The sequence below is a fragment of the Campylobacter concisus genome, from assembly GCF_002914005.1.
GTDB lineage: Bacteria > Campylobacterota > Campylobacteria > Campylobacterales > Campylobacteraceae > Campylobacter_A > Campylobacter_A concisus_N.
On the sequence record NZ_POZU01000069.1, the window covers coordinates 22996 to 45006 of the forward strand.

General features: G+C 37.1%; 18 protein-coding genes and 3 pseudogenes. 20 read left to right on the top strand and 1 reads right to left on the bottom strand.

Translation table 11 applies throughout. The annotated features are described in order from the left end of the window. The first annotated feature begins 40 nt into the window (after positions 1 to 40). From CYP54_RS08055 to mnmC, 14 genes are all read left to right on the top strand, one after another. Entirely contained in the window at positions 41 to 1012 is a 972-nt protein-coding gene (locus CYP54_RS08055; RefSeq protein ID WP_103604855.1) for an RluA family pseudouridine synthase, read from the top strand. After that, positions 945 to 1619: a fibronectin type III domain-containing protein gene (locus tag CYP54_RS08060; RefSeq protein ID WP_181001560.1), complete on the top strand. Its 675-nt coding sequence runs from the start codon at positions 945 to 947 to the stop codon at positions 1617 to 1619. Before CYP54_RS08055 ends, CYP54_RS08060 begins: the two co-directional genes overlap by 68 nt. Then, entirely contained in the window at positions 1594 to 2151 is a 558-nt protein-coding gene (locus CYP54_RS08065) for a fibronectin type III domain-containing protein (RefSeq protein ID WP_223154623.1), read from the top strand. The genes CYP54_RS08060 and CYP54_RS08065 overlap by 26 nt, the downstream gene beginning before the upstream one ends. Continuing rightward, positions 2151 to 3338 carry a tRNA (guanosine(46)-N7)-methyltransferase TrmB gene (trmB, locus tag CYP54_RS08070; RefSeq protein WP_103604856.1) on the top strand — a complete coding sequence of 396 codons (1188 nt, stop codon included), beginning with the start codon at positions 2151 to 2153 and terminating at the stop codon, positions 3336 to 3338. Before CYP54_RS08065 ends, trmB begins: the two co-directional genes overlap by 1 nt. Continuing rightward, positions 3322 to 3993, top strand: coding sequence for a cell division ATP-binding protein FtsE (locus CYP54_RS08075; RefSeq protein WP_103604857.1), 672 nt, complete (start codon positions 3322 to 3324; stop codon positions 3991 to 3993). Before trmB ends, CYP54_RS08075 begins: the two co-directional genes overlap by 17 nt. Then, the gene (locus CYP54_RS08080) at positions 3980 to 4795 is read left to right on the top strand and encodes an FtsX-like permease family protein (RefSeq protein WP_103604858.1); all 816 of its coding nucleotides are present in this window, start codon (positions 3980 to 3982) and stop codon (positions 4793 to 4795) included. The genes CYP54_RS08075 and CYP54_RS08080 overlap by 14 nt, the downstream gene beginning before the upstream one ends. Continuing rightward, positions 4792 to 6012 carry a murein hydrolase activator EnvC family protein gene (locus tag CYP54_RS08085; RefSeq protein ID WP_103604859.1) on the top strand — a complete coding sequence of 407 codons (1221 nt, stop codon included), beginning with the start codon at positions 4792 to 4794 and terminating at the stop codon, positions 6010 to 6012. The genes CYP54_RS08080 and CYP54_RS08085 overlap by 4 nt, the downstream gene beginning before the upstream one ends. Positions 6013 to 6085: 73 nt before the next feature. After that, on the top strand, positions 6086 to 6802 hold the full coding sequence (pyrH, locus tag CYP54_RS08090; RefSeq protein WP_103604860.1) for a UMP kinase: 717 nt from the start codon (positions 6086 to 6088) through the stop codon (positions 6800 to 6802). Between the two features lie 18 nt (positions 6803 to 6820). Continuing rightward, the gene (locus CYP54_RS08095; protein ID WP_021091717.1) at positions 6821 to 7036 is read left to right on the top strand and encodes a DNA-directed RNA polymerase subunit omega; all 216 of its coding nucleotides are present in this window, start codon (positions 6821 to 6823) and stop codon (positions 7034 to 7036) included. Beyond that, on the top strand, positions 7023 to 9212 hold the full coding sequence (locus tag CYP54_RS08100) for a RelA/SpoT family protein (protein ID WP_103604861.1): 2190 nt from the start codon (positions 7023 to 7025) through the stop codon (positions 9210 to 9212). The genes CYP54_RS08095 and CYP54_RS08100 overlap by 14 nt, the downstream gene beginning before the upstream one ends. A 10-nt stretch (positions 9213 to 9222) precedes the next feature. Further along, on the top strand, positions 9223 to 10428 hold the full coding sequence (gene tyrS, locus CYP54_RS08105) for a tyrosine--tRNA ligase (RefSeq protein WP_103604862.1): 1206 nt from the start codon (positions 9223 to 9225) through the stop codon (positions 10426 to 10428). Beyond that, positions 10429 to 11520 carry a nitronate monooxygenase gene (locus CYP54_RS08110; RefSeq protein WP_021091713.1) on the top strand — a complete coding sequence of 364 codons (1092 nt, stop codon included), beginning with the start codon at positions 10429 to 10431 and terminating at the stop codon, positions 11518 to 11520. Beyond that, positions 11517 to 12959: an N-acetylmuramoyl-L-alanine amidase family protein gene (locus CYP54_RS08115; RefSeq protein ID WP_103604863.1), complete on the top strand. Its 1443-nt coding sequence runs from the start codon at positions 11517 to 11519 to the stop codon at positions 12957 to 12959. Before CYP54_RS08110 ends, CYP54_RS08115 begins: the two co-directional genes overlap by 4 nt. After that, a complete protein-coding gene (gene mnmC, locus CYP54_RS08120) occupies positions 12956 to 14824 on the top strand; it encodes a bifunctional tRNA (5-methylaminomethyl-2-thiouridine)(34)-methyltransferase MnmC2/FAD-dependent 5-carboxymethylaminomethyl-2-thiouridine(34) oxidoreductase MnmC1 (protein WP_103604864.1) in 1869 nt (622 codons plus the stop codon). The genes CYP54_RS08115 and mnmC overlap by 4 nt, the downstream gene beginning before the upstream one ends. A 58-nt stretch (positions 14825 to 14882) precedes the next feature. Here the strand turns inward: mnmC and putP are convergent, their stop codons facing one another. Beyond that, entirely contained in the window at positions 14883 to 16370 is a 1488-nt protein-coding gene (gene putP, locus CYP54_RS08125; RefSeq protein ID WP_103604865.1) for a sodium/proline symporter PutP, read from the bottom strand. A gap of 150 nt (positions 16371 to 16520) precedes the next feature. Between putP and CYP54_RS08130 the strand changes: the two genes are divergently transcribed. The 6 genes and pseudogenes from CYP54_RS08130 (at position 16521) to CYP54_RS08155 (ending at position 21980) form a co-directional block, all read left to right on the top strand. Next, the gene (locus CYP54_RS08130) at positions 16521 to 17231 is read left to right on the top strand and encodes an amino acid ABC transporter permease (protein WP_085658195.1); all 711 of its coding nucleotides are present in this window, start codon (positions 16521 to 16523) and stop codon (positions 17229 to 17231) included. Next, the gene (locus CYP54_RS08135) at positions 17224 to 17952 is read left to right on the top strand and encodes an amino acid ABC transporter ATP-binding protein (protein ID WP_103604866.1); all 729 of its coding nucleotides are present in this window, start codon (positions 17224 to 17226) and stop codon (positions 17950 to 17952) included. The genes CYP54_RS08130 and CYP54_RS08135 overlap by 8 nt, the downstream gene beginning before the upstream one ends. A gap of 11 nt (positions 17953 to 17963) precedes the next feature. Next, positions 17964 to 18737, top strand: a pseudogene (locus CYP54_RS08140) (transporter substrate-binding domain-containing protein). Positions 18738 to 19290: 553 nt separating this feature from the next. Further along, positions 19291 to 19902 (top strand): annotated as a pseudogene (locus CYP54_RS10335) (nitrate- and nitrite sensing domain-containing protein); the annotation flags it as partial. A gap of 555 nt (positions 19903 to 20457) precedes the next feature. Then, positions 20458 to 21069: pseudogene (locus CYP54_RS10340) on the top strand (methyl-accepting chemotaxis protein); the annotation flags it as partial. A gap of 194 nt (positions 21070 to 21263) precedes the next feature. Next, the gene (locus tag CYP54_RS08155; protein WP_103604869.1) at positions 21264 to 21980 is read left to right on the top strand and encodes a transporter substrate-binding domain-containing protein; all 717 of its coding nucleotides are present in this window, start codon (positions 21264 to 21266) and stop codon (positions 21978 to 21980) included. Positions 21981 to 22011: the final 31 nt, after the last annotated feature.

Below are 22011 nucleotides of genomic sequence, written 5' to 3' on the forward strand. Positions count from 1 at the left end.
AATTTTTGGGCTAGATTATATCACAAACAAGGCTTTGATTTTGGTTAAATTTAATGTTTTAAATAGCTCAAGACTCGACATAGCAGTAGCACATGAGCTTCAAATTTCACGTAATCAAGCTTTAAATTTGATAAAAGACTCCCTTGTAAGCGTAAATTTAAAACCAATCTCAAAACCAAGCTTTGTTTTAAGCGAAAATGATGAAATTTGTATAAATTTTGCTCCAAAAAAAGAGGTGCAAAACGAGTACGAAGTAAATTTTGATATACCAATAATCTACGAAGATGATGATCTAATAGTGTTAAATAAGCCTCCTCAAATCGTCGTTCATCAAGCCCCAAGCGTCAAAGAGGCAACACTTGTTGAGTGGCTAAATAAAAAAGGATTTATGCTCTCAAATTTAAATGGCGACGTAAGAGCTGGCATAGTTCACCGCCTAGATAAAGGTACTAGCGGCGCTATCGTCGTTGCTAAAAACAACTTTGCTCACGCAAAACTTAGCGAGCAGCTAAGTGATAAGAGCATGGGACGAATTTATCTAGCACTCACTGATCTTCCCTTAAAAGAGGATGTTATCATCGAAAAGCCAATCGGCAGAAACCCAAACAATCGCCTAAAAAAAGCGATCGTCAAGGACGCTAAATTTGCAAAAAGTGCTTTTGTAAATTTACTAAGCGAAAATGGCATAAATTTAATAGCAGCAAAACTTTTTACAGGCAGGACCCATCAGATAAGAGTGCACCTATCTAGCATAAACCGCCATATTTTAGGCGATGATTTATACGGATTTAAGAGCCAAGGCGATAAAATAAGCAGAGTTATGCTTCACGCTTATATGCTTTATTTTATCCATCCACGAACTGGCAAAAGGGTAGAATTTATCGCAAAAACGTATGATGACTTTAACCAAATAATTTACAAAAAAATTCCCAAGGAGATTTTTGATGAAAAAATTTGCCCTACGCATATTGACACCATTTTTAGTAGCTTTATTGGCGGGATGCGGCTCTAGCGTACCGACTCAGCAAAGCACGTCACTACCGACTATTACAAGCTTAAAAACCATTTCAGACATGACAGAAGTTGGCTTCGAGTGGAATCCAGTGACCGACGAAAGCGTCGTTGGCTACTATCTTTACCGCTCAAATCCAAATGACGCAAACTCAAAAATGCAACTAGTTGCAAATATAAAAGACCGCTTTGCAACGCACTATGTGGACCGCAATCTAGCTCCAGAGACAACCTACTCGTACCAAATGAGAACCTACTCAAGTAATGCCATCTCTCAACCGGGCACGATCGCAACAGCAACTACAAAGCCACTGCTTGACTCAGTACCATTTTCGCAAGCTATTACAGGGCTTCCAGGACGTGTAAAAGTGATCTGGAGACCACATCCTGATAGCACCGTGGCAAGCTATATCATTCAAAGAAGTGATGCAGGAGCTAATAAATTTAGCCAAGTAGCAGAGGTAAATGGCAGACTAAATGCTGAATATATCGACACTGAGGTAAAACCTGGTAAGTCTTATGAGTATAGAATTTTAGTTAAAACTTCTTCAGGCGTTGTTTCAAAACCAAGCCAAAACATAAGTGCAACGACAAAGGAGTTACCCTAAATCAGTAACAAACCTTCAGGCAACAAAAAATGCACCAAAAAAGATAATTTTAACTTGGGATTACGTGCCGGCTGAGGATTTTGCTTATTTTAAGGTTTATAGAACAGTGAGTAAAATTTTGCCTTACACATATCTGGCAAAAACGACTAGCAACACCTATGAGGATCTCATAAACACAAATGCAGCGACTAGGTATTACAGAGTCACAGCAGTCGATAAAGACGGCCTTGAGAGCTTAAAACAAGAAGAGCCAATTGTGGGGATAACGCTTGGTGCACCAAAGACTCCAAATATTAGCGCTAGCTACGATGGTAGCGGAGTAAATGTAAATTGGAGTGCAGTTGATAGAGCTAGTTCGTACACTGTTTATAGAAGTGGCGCAAGTGAGAAAATTTTTAGTGGCATAGATGGTACTGGGCTTAGAGATGATAGCGTGCAAAAAGGAGCTAGCTATTCTTACAGCGTCGTAGCTATCGATGAGTACGGCATCGCCTCTGATAAGTCATCAAAAGCAGAAGTTAGCATAAAATAATGCCAAATTTCATCGCTTCGTCTTTAAAAGAGCTCTCGTTTCCATTTGGTAATGACAAAGTCAAATTTCTTTGGCAGGCAAATGGGCGAAACGAGAGGCTCATATACACAAAAAATGAAGAAGAGAGCTTTTTCCTAGTTGTAAAGCCAGGTAAAAATGGCGTCGTCGTAAAAGGTGAAAAGCTTACAAAGCCAGCTAAAGTTGGCCTTTTGCAAGAGGCACTTGAGCTTTTTAAAGAGCAAAATTGCAATGATGTAATCAGTCAAGCATTTGCCGTAAAAAAGACAAATTTGACTAAAAAAGTGAGTGAAATTTTAAGCCTTGAAGAATTTGTGCCAGCATTTTGCGAGCTAAAAGATAAATTTAAAGAGATTTTCATCGAGATCGGCTTTGGTTCTGGTAGACACTTGCTTTATCAAGCTAAAAACAATCCAAATGCCCTAGTTATCGGAATAGAAGTCTATAAGCCAAGCATCGAGCAAGTAGCAAAGCTAACTAGAGCAAATGCGCTAGAAAATGTGCGTCTAATCAATACTGACGCAAGGCTTTTACTTTCGCTTGTTAGCTCAAATTTAGTTGATAGGGTATTTTTACATTTTCCAGTGCCATGGGATAAAGCAGAGCATAGACGTGTTGTCTCGTCGGCGTTTGCACTTGAATGCGAGAGAATATTAAAAGTAGGCGGTAAATTTGAGTTAAGGACTGATAGCAAGGAGTATTGCGACTTTAGTTTGAGTAAATTTTTAGAGCCTACAAACTCAAAAATGGAAGCTTTTAAAAATAGAAATTTAGAAGTAACTAGTAAGTACGAAGACCGCTGGAGACGCCAAGATAAAGATATTTACGATGTTATCTATACTTGTGAGATTGAAAGTGGTGAGAGTGTTTTAGCTGGAGATTTTAGCTTTAAAGAAAAGTCTAGCGTAAAAAATATCATTAAAAATTTTAAAAATTTTATCATCAAAAAAGAAGATTATTTTTTACACTTCGAAGAAATTTATATCATAAATAAAGATGAAATTTTGCTAAAAGTTGCTTTTGGAGCTTTCAACAAACCTGAGCAATGTTTTATCAAAATAAGCGATGAAAAAAGCGAATATTTTATAAAAAAACCGATCTTAATTCGTGAGAATTTAGCTGCACACGAGCTTTTGAAGGAGTATTTGGCTGATGCAAGAGATAATTAGTGCAAGGAATTTGAGCCTAGCTTATGAACGCGATGAAATCGTAATTAATAGCGTCAATTTAGATATTTATGCAAATGATTTTGTCTTTATCACAGGCAAGAGTGGAAGTGGAAAAAGTACGCTTTTAAAATCATTTTACGGAGAAATTTCGCCCCTTGCAGGTGAATTAAATGTCTGCATGACGCAAATGGACGATATCGATGACAAAAGACTTTGCGAGCTTAGGCAGCGAGTTGGCATTATATTTCAAAACTATCGCTTGATAAATGAGTGGAATGTCGAAAAAAACGTTATGCTGCCCCTCATCATCAAAGGCGTCAATCAAAACGTAAGTAAAAAGCAAGTGGCTAAACTTTTAAAGCATGTAAATATGCTTCATAAAGCTGATAAATATCCAATGGAGCTAAGCGGTGGTGAGCAGCAAAGAGTAGCGATGGCAAGGGCACTAGCACATAATCCAAATTTACTCTTATGTGACGAGCCAACGGGAAATTTAGACGAATACTCAAGCGACGTCATCTGGTCGCTTTTAAAATCAGCTAGGGAATTTTTAGGCACTAGCGTAGTAGTTGTCACGCACCATATCCCATCGACACTTCGTATCCCATACCGTCACTTCGTCATAGAAAATGGAGGCGTGCATGAGATCGCTTAAAAATCATCTTGGATTCATCCTGCCGCTGATCGCGCTTTTGTTTTCCGTGCAGTTTAGTCTAACTGCCGATAAGGTTGTGAGAGATTATGAAAGGCTCATGGGAAATGACTACAACATCGTCATAGTTTCAAGTAAAGAGCTCAGTGATGCTATTTTAAAGCCAGTGGTTAGCAATCTATCTAGCATCGAGCCACTAAGTCCGCAAAAGATAATTGACCGCCTTTCAAATGATATCTCTGCTAAAAATTTATCCATACTGCAAAATGCGCTACCTAAATTTTACTCACTAAAACTTAGCGAATTTCCGACGCCGCAGTACATGGATGATCTAAAGCAAAAACTTTTAAAATTTGATGGCATCACAAAGGTCGAGACATTTTCAAAGACCCATGACAAGGTCTTTAAAATGCTAAATTTAGCCAAAAGTATATCGTATACTTTTATGGCGATACTTTGTGTTGTTGGGCTTATGCTTATGCTAAAGCAGGCTAAAATTTGGCTGTTTGAGCATAGGGAGCGCATCGAGATTATGACGCTTTTTGGAGCACCTTTTTGGCTAAAATCAGCCATGCTCTATAAATCAGCTATGGTTGATAGCCTGGTTGCGACCACAGTAGTTGGTGCATTTTTCTTTTTCTTGCCTAGCATTGAAATTTTTAGAGAAAATGCCGCAAGCATCGATGTAGTATTGCCTAGTCTTGATCCCTCAAGAGATATTTTTATTTTATTTGGCGTGGCTATGTTTTTAAGTATTTTTGCTGTTAGTTTGGTAATGAGTAAGGCTAGAAAAAGCACGATATGAGAAAAGGAATTTTTATATTTTTGCTAGCTTTTAGCTTAGCTTTTGCGTCAAATACCAAAGAGAAGATCAAAGACTCCAAAAACTCGCTAAGATCGAGTCAGGCGATGAGTGAGCAGCTTAGTAAAAAGCTAGATGATTTGGCTGGTGATATCGTAAATGGCGAAAAAAAACTTCGAGGTATAAGTGGCGATATCACAAATTTAAAGGGTCAAATTTCAGTCCTTGAGACAAATGCTTCAAAAGCACTTCTTGAGCTTGATGACCTAACGAAACAAAACAAAGAGCTAGAACGCACACAAAAAGAGCTTGAGCAAAATATGATAAGGATCATCGCAGAAGATCTTTCGTTTGATCTTTTGATGTCTGCAACTGAGGGCAAGCAAAGCGAGGAGAGCATCATTTCATCTCAAATTTTAACCAAGCTAAATGCCATCACAAAAGAGGATTTTAAAAGGCTTAGCCAGAACTATGAAGATACGATTGAGAAGATAAAAAATAAATCAAACAAAATAAGCGAGATAAACTCAAGTATTAAAAACTATAGACGCAAGCAAAGTGACTTGCAAAATTTAGAGAGTACGCAGAAAAATACTATAAACGGACTAAAGCGTGATAAAGAAATTTATAGCAAAAAGCTAGCCAAACTTCAAGCTCAGCAAGATGAGCTAAGAAAGACGCTAGAGCAGCTCGCTATCATGCAAAAACAAGAAGATGAAGCAGCACGTGCTGCTAGAGAAAAACAAGAAAAAGCGGCTGCAAGCAAAGGTGGTAAAAAAGGCGAAAAAAGCCAGCCAATGGGTGGAGGCTATCAAACAAGCTCGGTCAAAAAATATTCAGGTGCAAAGACAATCGCTCCTCTTGATAGCTACACTGTAAAACAAAAATTTGGTAACTATGTAGATCCAATATATAACATCAAAATTTTTAATGAGTCAGTCACGCTTCGCTCAACAACGCCAGATGCCAAGGTCAAAAGCGTGCTAAATGGTAAAGTGGTCTTTGCAAAAGCAACTCCGATGCTTGAAAATGTAGTCATTATAGAAAACGAAAATGGCATCCATACGATCTACGCTCACCTAAGCCAGATCGCACCAACCGTAAAAGTCGGCTCAGTTGTGCAAAAAGGCTACGTTATAGGTCGAGTTAGAAATGATCTAACCTTTGAAGTGACGCAAAGAAACTACCACATTGATCCACTTGAGATGATCTCAAAATAGCCGCTTTGCAAGTACTATTAACTAAATTTAAAGCCTTTTTGGCTAGAATGCGTGAATTTTAAGGAGCAAGACAATGAGTAAAAGAAAACGCGTATTGGTTAAATTTTCAGGCGAAGCTTTAGCGGGAGAGAATGGTTTTGGCATAGATACGGCGGTGCTTAAATTTATAGCAAATGAGATAAAAGAGCTTGTCGAAAATAGTATCGAGGTTGGCATCGTGATAGGTGGCGGCAACATTATACGTGGTGTGAGTGCTGCAAAAGATGGCATCATCAAACGAACGAGCGGCGATCACATGGGTATGCTAGCAACTGTTATCAACTCAATCGCGATGCGTGAAGCTTTAGAGCGAAGTGGGCTAGAGGTGAGAGTGCAAAGTGCAATCAAAATGGAAGCGATCTGTGAGACTTTCATCGTTGGACGTGCGCAGCGTCATTTGGAAAAAGGCAGAGTCGTTATATTTGCTGCAGGTACTGGTAATCCATTCTTTACAACTGATACAGCAGCAACTTTAAGAGCTATTGAAATCGGCTCAGATATGATCATAAAAGCAACAAAGGTTGATGGCGTTTATGATAAAGACCCGAAAAAATTCAAAGATGCAAAACTTTTAAAATCGCTAAACTATGAAAAGGCAATGAGCGATGATATCAAGGTTATGGACGATACTGCCATAGCTTTAGCTAAAGATAACTCACTGCCGATTTTGGTTTGTAATATGTTTAAGGCTGGAAATTTATTAAAAATAATAAATGAAGAAGAAGCAGCCCTATACTCAGTAGTAAAATAAATTTTAAAAAGGATAAATATGAGAACAGAACAAATAACAGCAAGAGCGTTAAAACAAGTTGGTGATGATAGATATAAACTTTCACTTATCGTAGCAAAGCGTGCAGAAGCACTAGCAAATGGAGCAGTGGTACTTGTAGAAGCCGATACTTCAAAGATGAAATTTGCTGACATTGCACTACTTGAAGTAGCTGAGGGCAAAATAGGCTTAGAGGCAATAGTTGAAGGAAAATAGTCTTTTTTTAGAGCAGCTAATAGAACAAATTTTACCTTGTAAAAATGTTTCAGAAGCTATAACGTTGCTCTTTTCTCTTTGCGAACGAAGCGAGAAATTAGACAAAGCTATAGATAGCTGTGTCACATCTCATGCTGGTCAATATCGCAAAAGTGGCGAGCCATACGCAATCCATCCTATATTGGTAGCATCAATAGTAGCAAATATGGGTGGAGATGAGAGCATGGTCATAGCTGCACTACTTCACGATGTAGTTGAAGATACTGAAGTTACGCTTAGTGAAGTCCAGGCTGAATTTGGCGATGAAGTGGCAAAGCTGGTTGAAGGGCTTACGAAGATAGTTGCTATAAGAGAAAACAAGCTTGCAAGCTCAAGTAGTAACGAAAAATTAGCAAGCTCGGCGCTAACTTTTAGAAAAATGCTTTTAATCTCCATTGAGGATGTTAGAGTTCTTGTGGTTAAGCTTTGTGACAGGCTTCATAATATGCTAACCCTTGATGCATTAAAAGTAGAAAAACAAAAACGTATTGCAGAAGAGACGCTTATGGTCTATGCTCCGATCGCTCATAGGCTTGGAATTTCATCGATTAAAAACATACTTGAAGATCTAAGTTTTAAATATGCGATGCCAGAAGAATACGCCAAGATCGATAGCTTTTTAAATAAAAATAAACAGCAGCTTAGCCTTAAACTAAATGCTTTTTACGAAAAAGTAAATCAAATTTTACTTGAAAATGGCTTTATTGAGGGCACTTTCGAGATTCAAAAACGTATAAAACATTACTATTCGATTTATTTAAAAATGCAAAGAAAAGGTATCTCGATTGAAGAGGTACTTGATTTGCTCGCTATTAGAATTCTTGTACAAAAGCCGCTTGATTGCTATCTTGCGCTTGGAAATTTGCATATAAATTTTAATCCTCTTATTTCGAGATTTAAGGATTATATTGCACTTCCAAAGCAAAATGGCTATCAAACGATACATACAACTATTTTTGATAATAAGAGTATTTTTGAGGCGCAAGTTCGCACTTACGATATGCACAAAACCGCTGAATATGGTGTCGCAGCTCATTGGAAATACAAAAACGGCGAGGGCAGTTTACTAAATCCAAAACTTGACTGGCTAAACGACATTGGTATGCAAAACAATGAAGCTGAAAGTAACGTCGAAGAGCTTTATGAATATGCAAAAGATAGTCTTTACATAGAAGATATTGCGGTCTATTCGCCAAAAGGTGAGGTTTTTACGCTTCCACGCGGGGCTACTGCACTTGATTATGCTTATGAGATTCACACAGAGATCGGACTTTACGCAAAAGAAGCTTATATAAATCGCGTCAGAATGCCACTTTTAACAGAGCTAAAAAACGGCGATATTGTAAGGATTGTAACTGGCGAAGAGGCAAAATTTCGCTGTTCGTGGATAAATAGCGTTCGAACTGGTAAAGCAAGGGCTACAATAAGAACATATTGCAAGCAAAAGATAAAAGATATAAATTATAAAATCGCAGTTGATATTTTAAAGTCGGTTTTTGGCGTTTCAAAAGATAGAATTTTAGACTGGATAGAGCATGAAAATTTAGGCAAAAAAGTTTTTCGTGCTGCAACTGAAAGCGATTTTTTGCAAGAGGTCGTAAATATGCTTAAAAAGTATATAAAAAAAGAGCGTCCTTTTATGATCTCTTTGGGCGACAAATATCAGGTTAAAAAGCAGAAATTTGAAAATATCGTAATCTATTCAAATCATAAAATTTCAAATGTCGAGTTTGACTATTGTTGTAATCCAAAAAGAGGTGATAGTATAGTTGGCTTTAAAAATGGGCACAATGTGACAGTGCATCACAAACTTTGTGAGCGTGCTGGGAAACTTATGGATAAGGGCAATGAAATCATCTTTGTCAAATGGACTAGAAATGCCCCACATAGATATAAAATTTTATTAAATCTTGAGAACCGAAAAGGCGCGTTGGCTGAATTTTTAACATATCTTGCTAGACTAGATGTAAATTTGGCTACAATCTCGCTAAATGAAGCAAATGACCTTAGCGGTGACACATTTGAGATAAGTGTTGAGATGGCTGAAAATATCGATGCAAACGAGCTAAGAGAGAAGATCAAAGATAGATATAAGATTATAGATTTCGTTTCGCAAAGCGATCCATACCATAACTAGGAGAAAGATAATGCAAGATATAGCTGAAATTTTACAAGAGATAAAACGCGGTGTTGCCGAAATTATTGACTTTGAAAGAGTTGAGAATTTAATAAAAAATTATTATGAAAAAGGTGAAAATTTCTATGTAAAGGCTGGTTTTGATCCAACTGCTCCAGATCTTCACTTAGGACACACAGTCGTTTTAAGCAAGATGGCACTACTTCAAAAGCATGGTGCGATCGTGCAGTTTTTAATAGGTGACTTCACTGCTCAAATAGGCGATCCAACTGGCAAATCAGTAACTAGAAAAAAGCTAGATCAAGAGACGGTTTTAAAAAACGCTAAAACCTACGAAGAGCAAGTTTTTAAAATTTTGGATCCAAAAAAGACCGTGATAATGTTTAACTCAAAATGGTCAAATGAGCTTGGAGCTGCTGGAATGATAGAGCTAACTAGCACATTTTCAGTCGCTAGAATGCTAGAGCGCGATGATTTTGAAAAAAGGATAAAAGCTGGCAGCCCAATTTCAATTTGTGAATTTATGTATCCACTTCTTCAAGGTTATGATAGCGTTGCGATGAAGTGCGACATCGAGATGGGCGGTACGGATCAGAAATTTAACCTTCTAATGGGTAGAACTTTGCAGAGAATTTATAACGTCGGCAAAGAGCAAGCTGTAATCATGATGCCTCTTCTTGAAGGGCTTGATGGTGTAAATAAGATGAGTAAAAGTCTTGGAAACTATATCGGTGTAACTGAAAATGCAAATGATATGTTTGCAAAAACGCTTAGTATAAGCGATGAGCTAATGTGGCGTTGGTACGAGCTTTTAAGTACAAAAAGCCTTGGTGAGATAGAAAATTTAATGAACGACGTAAAAAACGGCAAGTATCATCCAAAAAAAGCAAAAGAGGACCTTGCTTACGAGATAACAGCAAGGTATCACGGCGAGGAGGCTGCAAAGGCTGCGATGGCTGAGTTTAATAGTGTGCACTCTCAAAATCAGCTCCCAACTGATATAAAAGAATTTAGCCTAAAAGCACCAGCGTGGATAGTGGAAGCTTTATCACAGTGTGAGTTAAGTGAGTCAAATTCTCAAGCAAGGCGTGATATAAAGGCAAATGCGGTTAGCATTAATCAAGAAAAGATCAGTGATGAGCAACTAAAATTAGAGGCAGGTGAATATATCTTGCAAGTAGGAAAGCGTAAATTTGCAAAAGTAAAGGTTGAATAGATGGAGTTAAAGCCATTAAAAATAGGAAAATATGAGATAAAGTATCCGATATTTCAAGGCGGTATGGGACTTGGTATCAGCTGGGACAAACTAGCTGGCAACGTCAGCCTTGAAGGCGGTCTTGGGATAATCAGCTCAGTTGGCACAGGATATTATGAAAATCGTAAATTTATAAACAAAGAGCTAAATGCAAAGCCATTTGGAAGTGAAAATTTCTACTCAACAAGAGGTCTTAGAGCAATTATTGAGAATGCACGAAAAATTTGTGGAGATTTGCCACTTGGCGTAAATATAATGTATGCTGCAAATGACTACGCAAGAGTGGTAAAAGACGCTTGTGAAGCCGGTATAAATATCATCGTATCAGGCGCTGGGCTACCTACGAATTTGCCAGAATTTACACAAAATTTTAAAGAAGTCGCGCTAGTTCCTATTATCTCAAGTGCAAAAGCACTAAAGATCATCTGCAAACGTTGGCTACAAAGATATGATCGCTTGCCAGATGCAGTTGTGCTTGAAGGACCACTAAGCGGCGGACACCAGGGATTTACATACGAGCAGTGCCTTGATCCTGAGTTTTCGCTATTTAATCTAATCCCACAAGTAAAAGCTGAGATAAAAGAGTGGGGTGACTTTCCGCTCATAGCAGCCGGCGGAATTTGGGATAAAAATGACATAGAAAAAGCGATATCGTTAGGTGCAGATGGTGTTCAAATGGGTACACGCTTCATCGGCACTCATGAGTGCGATGCAGATATTGGCTTTAAAGAAGTGATACTAGCAGCCGAGGAAAAGGACATAGAGCTTATAAAAAGTCCAGTTGGTTATCCGGCTCGTGGGATTAGAACAAATTTGATAAATTTGGTAGAAAAAAGGATGGGACCAAAGATTCAGTGTATAAGCAACTGTGTGAGCCCTTGTCAAAGGGGCAAAGGTGCTAAAGAGGTTGGATATTGCATCGCTGATAGGCTTTTTGACTCATTTAGTGGCAAAAAAGAGACCGGGTTATTTTTCACGGGAGCAAATGGATATAAACTAAAAGAGCTAATAAGCGTAAAAGAGCTAATGCACAAGCTGGTACATGGTGAATGAAACTAGCGATAATCCTCTTTTTTATTGTTTGTAATTTTCTTTTTGCTGCGACAAATTCTGAGATATTTGCAAAATTTGATAAAAATTTTGCCAGCTCAAGCAGAAGTGCAAAGATTAAATTTAACAACGATATAAAAGACATCTATGTCGATGCGATCATAAAAAATGACAAAAATATAAAAAAACAAGCACTCACAAGACTCATAACCAGCTCGAAATCGCTTGGTTTTGATTCAAGTGGGTATATAAAAGATCTAAATGCACTAAATGGCGTGAAGAGCGCTAGTATGCCTAGTAATGCTACTTTGACGCTGCTTAGTGCAACCAAGGTAAATGACACTTTGGTGCTTAAGTTTAATACAAAAATTGATACTGCAAAACTAAAAACATCCTTTTTAAAGCAACAAAATACATATAAAAACATTATGGATATTGATGGTAGATTAAATGGCAATTCGCTAACTTATAAAAATTTTATATCTGATTACATTCACATCTCGCAGTATGATAAAAACACTGTTAGAGTTATTTTTTCTGATAAGATCCAAAAGACTATAAAAGCAAATGCAACAAGTGATCTGCTTGTGATCAGCGCTCAAAATTTTATCTCAAACGAAAATGTAAAAACACCACTTCATAAAACTAAAAACAAAAATGAAGAAGTGCCACACAAAGAGCCTGAGCCAAATTTAAAGCCTCAGCCTGCACAAAGTGAGCCAGTGGTAGCACCTTTGCCACCAGTTGCGACTGGTAAATTTTCACGCAATAAAACGATCGTTATCGATCCAGGTCATGGTGGCACTGATCCAGGTGCAGTAAATGGCAAGCTTCAGGAAAAAACAGCGGTTTTAGGTGTAGCCAAAAAACTTGGCGATATACTAAAAGCGCGTGGTTACAAGGTCTATTTTACTAGATCAACCGATGTCTTTATAAATTTAAGAACAAGAACAAAATTTGCAAATGATAAGATGGCTGATCTTTTTGTTTCCATTCACGCAAATGCCGCCCCAAATGCCACAAAGGCAAAGAGCATGCATGGCATTGAGACATTTTTCTTATCGCCTGCAAGAAGCGAACGTAGCAAAAACGCAGCCGCGCTTGAGAACAAATCAGATATTGAAGAGATGAATTACTTTTCACAGCAGACGTTTTTAAACGTGCTAAATCGCGAGAAGATAATCGCGTCAAATAAGCTTGGCATTGATATCCAAAAAGAAATTTTAGCAAGTGCTAGAAAGGTCTATGCTGCAAGTGACGGCAGTGTGAGAGAGGCGCCGTTTTGGGTACTTGTAGGTGCTCTTATGCCAGCAATTCTTGTTGAGATCGGCTATATCACGCATCCAGTCGAGGGTGAAAAGCTCTTTAATGATGCATATCAAAATGCCCTTGCAAACGGCATCGCAAATGGCATCGATGGATATTTTGCAAAAAATAGATGAAAAATGCAAATTTAAGCTTTAAAGGGCAAATTCCATTTAACGAGGAGTTTGGTGACATCTACTTTAATACCGACAAACCTTGGCTTGAGAGTGAATTTGTCTTTGCAAGAGCGCTTGATGAAATTTGGCAGATCAAAGATAGCTTCATTATCGCTGAAACTGGCTTTGGTGCTGGATTAAATTTTTTCACAATTTGTAAGAAATTTAAAAATAGCTCTAAAAAACTTCACTTTGTTAGTATCGAAAAAAGCCCTATTAAAAAAGAAGATCTTTTAAAAATTTATGAAAATTTAGGCATTTTTAAAGCTTATGCCAAAAAGCTGGTTTCGCTCTATCCGCCGCTAATCTCAGGCATACACCGTATAAATTTTGCCCCAAATATTACACTTGATCTTTGCTACGGCGAGGCTAAAGAAATTTTACCTGAGCTTGATTTTATTGCCGACATCTGGTTTCTAGACGGCTTTGCTCCAAGTAAAAATGGCTCAATCTGGAGCGAAGAAATTTTTAGGCAGATCGCAAGACTAAGCAGGGTTGGCACGATTGCTAGAACCTACTCGTGTGCAAAAATAGTAAAAGACGGGCTAAAGGGTGCTGGCTTTTTGCTAAGCCTAAAAGAGGGATACGCTAGAAAACGCCAGATGAGTAGCGCCGTGCTAGAGAAAAAAGATAAAAATTTAAAAGATGCTTGGTTTGCGAGATGCGAGCCAGCCTCTAGCGTAAAAGGCAAAACAGCGCTCATCATAGGAGCAGGAGTGGCTGGACTTGCAACAGCTGGCGAGCTAGCCAAAAATGGCTTTAAAGTGGTGATCGCCGAGGCAAATGGTGAGGTCGCAACAAATGGCTCAGGCAATCACTGTGGCGCTTTGATGCCGCTAGTTACGAAGCCTGGGGTAAATTTAGGCCGCATGCATTTAAACGCATTTTTGCAAGCAGTGAGATTTTACAAGGTAACTTTGCCAAAAAGCCTTATCAAATTTAACGGCTGCATCGACTACGCATTTGATGATGAGCTCGTTAAAAGGTACGCCTCATGGCAGGATCAAAATGCAGAGGATATTTTTAAATTCGATGAGAACTTAAAACCATATCCTGGCATATTTATAAAAGATGGTGCATACGCTAGACCAAGAGAAATTTGTAAATTTTTATCAAGCAACTTTGAAATTTTATTTAACCATGAGTACGAGAGCAGAGAGTACCTTCAAAATGGCAAGATCAGCGTTAAATTTAAAAATGGTAAAAATTTAGAGACCGATATTTTAATCTTTTGCACTGGCAGTAAGAGCAGTGAAATTTTTAAGGACTACGACATGCAAATAAGCAGTGTCCGAGGCCAAGTCACGCACCTAAAACCAGTGCTAAAAAATGCCATGCCGCTAAGCGCAAAAGGCTACATCTGCCCAGCTGTCAAAGGTGTGCAAGTTATCGGCGCTACTTATGCCAGAAATGAAATTTGCGATATACCTAAAGTTGAGGATAATGCTAAAAATTTAAGCGATGTAGGCGAGTTTTTCGACATCAAAAAAGCCACCATTATCGGCTCACGTGTGGGATATAGAAGCTATAGCGGAGATAGGTTTCCGATAATTGGCGCCTTGCATGATGAAGAATTTTACAAGCAAAACTACAAAGGGCTATTTTGGAGCAAAAATAAAGATAACAATCCAAAGGCAAGCTACGAAAAAAATGTCTTTGTAAATTTTGCTCATGGCTCACGAGGTCTTGGCACAGCGATACTTGGAGCAAATTTGATAGTTGATCTTGTGCTTGCTCGCCCACTTTGCATAGAAAGATCGCTATTTCACGAGCTTCATCCAGCTAGATTTTTGATAAGAAAACTAAAAAAGGGATTAAAATTTTAAGAAGGAATTAGCAGAAATTCCTAGCACAAGATACTAGGAATTTCTTATAAGATAAGGTTTAAAGCCTTGTTTTCATCTTTTCAAATTCATCTTTTATGATTTGCTCGTGAGGTTCGCTCGTCATTTTATTTATCGCATCTCCCCAGATACTTACGCTAATGATCGCTATACAAGAAGTTATGATGCCAGGTAAAATTTCATAAACATAAACGTTTAGCCCTGACGTGATCCAAAATATTACTGTCGCACCTCCAGCTATCATACCAGCTAATGCTCCAAGTGCACTCATGCGCTTCCAGTAAAGGCTAAAAAGTAGCACCGGTCCAAAGCTCGCACCAAATCCAGCCCAAGCGTTGCCAACGACGTTTAGAACATTATCTGTTGAGATAAAAGCAAGTATAGTAGCAACTATGGCTACTACTACGACAGCATAGCGACTGATCGCTGTTTGTGTATTTTGACTGATCTCTTTTTTATAGAATGCAAAGATAAAATCCTTTGTTACCGAGCTAGATGTAACTAAAAGCTGACTTGAGATAGTACTCATGATCGCTGAAAGCACAGCTGAGATGATAATGCCTATAAAAAATGGTGGGAAAAGTAGCTCGCCAAGCTTTAGAAATACAGTCTCAGGATCGCTAAGTCCGCCTCTTTGGCTAAAATATACAAAGCCGATAAGTCCGCTCATAATTGCGCCTAGTAGGCCGATCGTCATCCAGCCAATGCCGATCCTTCTTGCCTTAGCAAGCTCTTTTGAATCGCGTATCGCCATAAATCTAACAATGATGTGTGGCTGACCAAAGTAACCAAAACCCCAAGCTAGAAGACCCAAAATGCCCCAGAAAGTCTGATCTCTAAATGGATTTAGGTGATTTGCGTCAAGCCTGCTTATCTCTTTTATCAAATTTGTATCGCTTGGCAAGTCTAAATTTAGATATGCCACGACTGGGATCGAGACCAAGACACAAAACATCAAAAGCCCCTGAAATGCATCAGTTATGCTCACAGCCTTAAATCCGCCAAAAAACGTGTAAAAGACCACGATAACAAGTGTAAAGACCGCTCCGTAGGCAAATTTTAAACCAAAAAAGCTCTCAAACGTCTTGCCACCAGCGATGATGCCGCTACTTACATAAAGTGTGAAAAATATCAAAATGATAAGACCAGAGATGATTCTTAAAATTTTAGTCCTATCTTTAAAGCGATTTTCTAAAAAGTCTGGTATCGTGATGCTATCACTCGCAACTTCAGTGTAAATTCTAAGCCTCTTTGCTAAAAATAAATAGTTGCAGTAAGCTCCAATGATAAGACCGATTATCATCCACACATTTGCTATGCCAGTTGCGTATAATGCTCCGGGCACACCAAGTAGCATCCAACCACTCATATCAGAAGCACCAGCACTAAGTGCAGTAACCACTGGACCCATTCGACGGTTATCTAGCAGATACTCGTTCATACTTGCATTTTTATCGTAGAAATATCGTCCGATAAAGAGCAAAAAGCCAAAATAGATGGCGATGGCTAAATAAGACCCAAAGCTCATAAATTTCCTTTCAAATTAAGATAAATGACTTATGTTAATATAAATTTTTTTAAATTACAACATTCAGCGCCGATCCTTAAACGCTTTTAAGCAAAATGATATAAATTTTTTCGTATTATTTAAAGCCATATTTTAAAGAGAAGGACGAAGTTGAAGGCTCAAAATTTAGCTAAATTTCTATTTTTTATAATAATCGTCTCACTTGGAGCATATTTTTTCTATCCAAGAGATCTTAGTGAGGCTCAAGAGATCGCTTATATCAAAAGTTATGGAGTGACTTTAGGGCTTACTATAGGTGGTATTGTCATAGGCATAACGCTTGGATTTACCTTGGCGTTTATTAAATTTTTAAACATTAAAGTCTTAAATTTTATAATTGATGAATATATCGATATCTTACGTGGAACACCTGTAATACTTCAACTTTTAATTTTTTCAGTTGTCATTTTTGCAACATGGAGTGATAATTTTTATGTAGCTCTCATCGCACTTGGGCTAAATAGTTCTGCTTATGTGGCCGAGATCGTGCGAAGTGGTATAAATAGCGTCGATAAAGGACAAATGGAAGCAGCTCGTGCGATGGGCCTAAACTACTATGTTTCGATGCGCGAGATAGTTTTTCCACAAGCTACGAAAAATATCTTGCCAGCTCTTGCAAATGAGTTTATATCACTATTTAAAGAGACCTCAGTCGTTGGCTATATAAGCGTCGTTGATATCACGATGCAAAGTAAGAGCTTGCAAGCGGTCTTTTATAGTCCAGAGCCAGTCATTTTTACAGGCATTGTCTATTATGTAAGTGTTAAATTTTTTACACTTTTGACAAAACTACTTGAGAGGAGATTAAACCGCCATGATTGAGATTAAAAATTTAAACAAAAGTTATGGCGATTTGCGAGTTTTAAATGATATTAGCGTAGATATAAAAAAGGGTGAAGTTATAGCGATAATTGGTCCAAGTGGTGGCGGTAAAAGTACGTTTTTACGTTGTATAAACCGCCTTGAGGAGTCAGATAGCGGGCACATAAAGATAAATGGTAAAGATATTTTAGATAAAAAATCAGACATAAATAAAATTCGCCAAAAAGTGAGCATGGTTTTTCAGCACTTTAATCTTTTTGCAAATAAAAATGTCTTGCAAAATTTAACTCTAGCTCCGATAAAAGCAGGAATTTTAGATAAAGCAAGTGCAGAAAAAAGAGCTGATGAGTTGCTAAAAAGTGTTGGGCTAAGTGATAAGAAATTTGCCTATCCGCACAAGCTTTCAGGCGGACAGAAACAACGTATTGCGATCGCTAGAAGTCTAGCGATGGAGCCAGAAGTGATACTTTTTGACGAGCCGACAAGTGCGCTTGATCCTGAGATGATCGGAGAGGTTCTTGATATTATGAAAGATGTTGCCGCAAGGGGTATAACGATGCTTGTTGTGACCCATGAAATGGGCTTTGCAAGAAATGTGGCAAATAGAATTTTCTTTATGGATAAAGGCAAAATCGCAGTTGATGATACACCGAAAAATGTCTTTACAAATCCGCAGCACGAGCGTCTGCAAGAGTTTTTAGGTAAAATTTTAAATCATTAAAGGAGTAGAAAATGAGTAAAATTTTAAAATTTTTGATGGCAAGCTTAGTTTTATTTTTACTAGGTTGTGGCGATGATGCTAATAAAAAAAATGCAGCAAATAATGCCGAAGAAGCTAGTAAAAATGTAGTTTAAAAAGTTGGCTCGAGCGCTGATTATCCACCTTTTGAATATCTTGATGAAAACAATAAAATTGTTGGCTTTGAGATAGATTTATTAAATGAGATCACCAAAAAAACTGGAATAAAATTTGATGTTGCAAATATGAGCTTTGATGGACTGATATCAGCATTAAAAACTGGTAAAATCGATATTGCCATAAGCGGAATGAGTGCAACTGATGAGAGAAGAAAATCGGTTGATTTTACCAAGCCATATTATTTTTCAGAAAATTTATTTATCCGCAAAAAAGGCTCAGATGCAAATAAAGACAACCTTAAGGATAAAAAAATTTCAGCTCAAGTCGGAACATTGCAAGAAGAAGCAGCCAAAAGCATAACTACTAAGTCAATACCTGCTGAAAATGTAGCAGCTGCCATCATGTCACTAAAAGCCGATAAAATCGACGTTGTACTAACTGATAGTCCGATAGGGGTTGAGTATTTAAAACTAAATCCAGATTTGGAAGAATTTTTAAGAGTTCCTGATGGCACAGAAGGATTTGCGATGGCGTTTGATAAAGGCAAACACACTGAGCTTATCAAGAAGATAGACGCAGCGATCGATGAGCTGCAAAAATCTGGCGAATTTGACAAAATGCTAGATAAATATGGATTAAAGAAATAAATCTAAATACAAAATTTGCAGAGAAGCAGGAATTCTCTGCAAAAACTCACTTTTTTCTAATTTTTAAAATTTAACATCTTTTAAAAGTAAAATTAATAAAATGACTTAACTATTTTCAAGGAGAAAAAATGAAGCTTCTCAGGATGAGAACGGCATTTATTTTAAATGTGCTATTTTCTATTTGCTTGCATAATAACTTTGTTAAAAAACTACTACTATTTAATAAAGCTAAATATAAATTAAAATTTTACATAAATGCGTTAATCAATATTTTTTATAAAAATAACCAAAAGTATTTTTTGGTTGATAAATTTTAAGTATTAAAGTCATACGACTTTATTTTTGAAGCAGATATTAAGAAAAACTAAAAGGAGAGAAAATGAATAATCTAGGTATTAAATCTAAGATTATGGCGATAGTTATCGTCAGTCTTATTGGCCTTGGTATCATGAGTGCATACATGCTAAATGGTATCTTAAAGACTCGCTCAAAAGCAGAGTTTAGTGAGAAAATCGTGGATACAATCATAAATCAAAATAATTTTATCCATGAGATGCAAAAAGAACGCGGATTTAGCTCAGGTGTGCTAGCAGGAGGGGATAATAAAAATTTATTAGAGCAGCGTAAAAAAGTAGACGCTATGCTTGATAAACTTGAAGAGAAAAATGAAATAGTTTCAGAGATAAATAGTATCCGCTCAAATGTAGATCAAAAAAGTGGCAATGATCTAATTAGCCGTATAACAAAAATTTTAAGAAAAGAGGTTATTGCTATAAATGGATATAGCGATAAGCTCGAGCCTAGCTTGGTAGATGATCTAAAGCGTATAATTATTGTTGGTGAGATAAAAGAGTCTTTTGGTATTTTGCGTGCTACTTTAAATGGAGTTTTTACTAAAAAAAGTATAAACAAAGAGGACTATAACAAAGTAGTTGCACTAAATAGCGTTATAAATAAATTTATGCAGGACTTTGACGATTACAATCCAAAAGAATTTAGCGATGAATTTGATGCTATCGCTAGAAAAAAGGCTGATTTTATAGATGCGATGAATATTATTAAAAATGTAGTTGCCACTGAAGATGCATCTTATGATGCAGCGAGTTGGTTTTCAAAGATAAGCATTTCAATAGATGCGATGAGAGAGCTTGAGCTTAAACTACTTGATAGTATGCAAAAAGATGCAAGGCGTATTAAGGGTGATGCAAATACCGAACTTATTATAAGTTCTATTGTGATTGCGATTTGTATTTTACTTATGTTGCTAGTATCTACATTGATAGGTAAAAATTTGATCTCTGGCATAGATCAGACTAAAAATGGCTTAGTTAAGTTTTTTGACTTTTTAAATAATAAAACTAATAAAGCTGAATTTTTAGATCGTAGTGGTAGCGACGAGATCGGACAGATGAGTGCGCTGATAAATGAGAATATCAAACAAATCGAGGCAAATTTATCTGAGCAAAATAATTTCATTAAAGAAGCAAATACTTTTGTAAATCAAATCGGCAAAGGTAACTACGTAGCTCAGCTTAATGCAGATACTTCAAACCCTGCACTTAGCCAGCTAAAACAAACTTTCAAAGACTTACAAATCGCACTTAAACATGCTATTGCGGAAAATGGCGATGACGTGTTAAATCTACTAGAAAGCTTTAAAAAACAAGACTTTACTAAAAGGCTTGAAGATGATGGCAAAATGGCGGCTGGCATAAATGCTCTTGGTGAAGAGATAGCCAAGATGTTAAGGGCAAATTTAGATCAAGCTCATGTGCTAGAAGAAAAGGCTGAGGCTTTAAGTCAGTCAATGAAAGAACTAACTCAAGGCGCAAATGTACAAGCAAACTCACTTCAAGAGTCTGCTGCCGCAGTAGAGCAAATGTCAAGCTCTATGAATGCAATATCTCAAAAAACATCTGATGTTATTAGACAAAGTGACGAGATCAAAAACATCATAACTATTATTAGAGATATAGCTGATCAAACAAATTTACTAGCTCTTAATGCCGCGATCGAGGCAGCACGTGCAGGAGAGCATGGTAGAGGCTTTGCGGTTGTTGCAGATGAGGTTAGAAAACTAGCAGAGAGAACTCAAAAATCTCTAACAGAGATAGAGGCAAATACAAATGTACTAGCTCAATCAATCAATGAAATGAGCGAATCTATAAAAGAGCAAAGTGAAGGAATCAACATGATAAATCAATCAGTTGCTCAAATAGATACTCTCACAAAAGATAATGTAACAATTGTCAATAAAGCAAATGAAGTAACATCTGATGTTGACGACATGGCTAAGGCGATAGTAAACGAAGTTAGAAAAAATAAATTTTAATCTTTGACTTACTCTTAGAGCTCCTATTATTCTATCCCTTAAAATAATTAAGGGATAGAACTTATCTATAAAAATTTATATGCTACTTTGTTATACGATTATTTGTAGCATTTTTCTTTTATTACGGATTTAAACGATTTTTAATAGAGAAATACTGATAATTAAGCCACTAAATCACTTTAAAGGACACTATTATGAAAAAGATCTTTGCTCTTTTACTCACAGCTTTTGTTGCTCTTTGTGCAAACGAGCTAAAATTTGGCACAGCGGCGAACTATCCGCCATTTGAATATATCGATGAAAATAACAAAATAACAGGCTTTGATATCGAGTTAATTGATAAAATTTCAAAGCGTGCAGACTTTTCATATAAGATCATAAATATGAGTTTTGACGGCCTTATCCCAGCGCTTAAAGCTGGCAAAATAAATGGCATTATAAGTGCGATGAGTGCGACTTCAGATAGACTAAAGTCGATTGATTTTACAAAGCCATACTATCTAACTGAAAACCTCTACCTAAAGAAAAAAGATAATGACGCATTAAAAGCTAAAGAAGAGCTAGCTGGCAAAAGAGTTGGCGTGCAACAAGGCACCGTCCAAGAGCTAGCAGCAAATGCTATAAATGGCGTAAAAGTAGTGCCTTCAGAAGATATTGTGCCACTTATCATGGGATTAAAAGTTGGTAAATTTGACGCAGTCATCCTTGATAGCTCTATCGGATACGGCTTTATCAAGAAAAATCCAGAACTTGAAGCATTTTTTAAAGAAGTTGATGGCAGCGAGGGCTTTTCAATAGCTTTTGATAAAGGAAAAGAGAGTGCGTTAATAGAAAAAATAAATCAAATTTTAGATGAAATGAAAAAAGACGGAAGCTACGAAGCTTTACTTAAAAAATACGATCTAAAATAATCTTCTAGCCTGCAAATTTGCAGGCTTATGC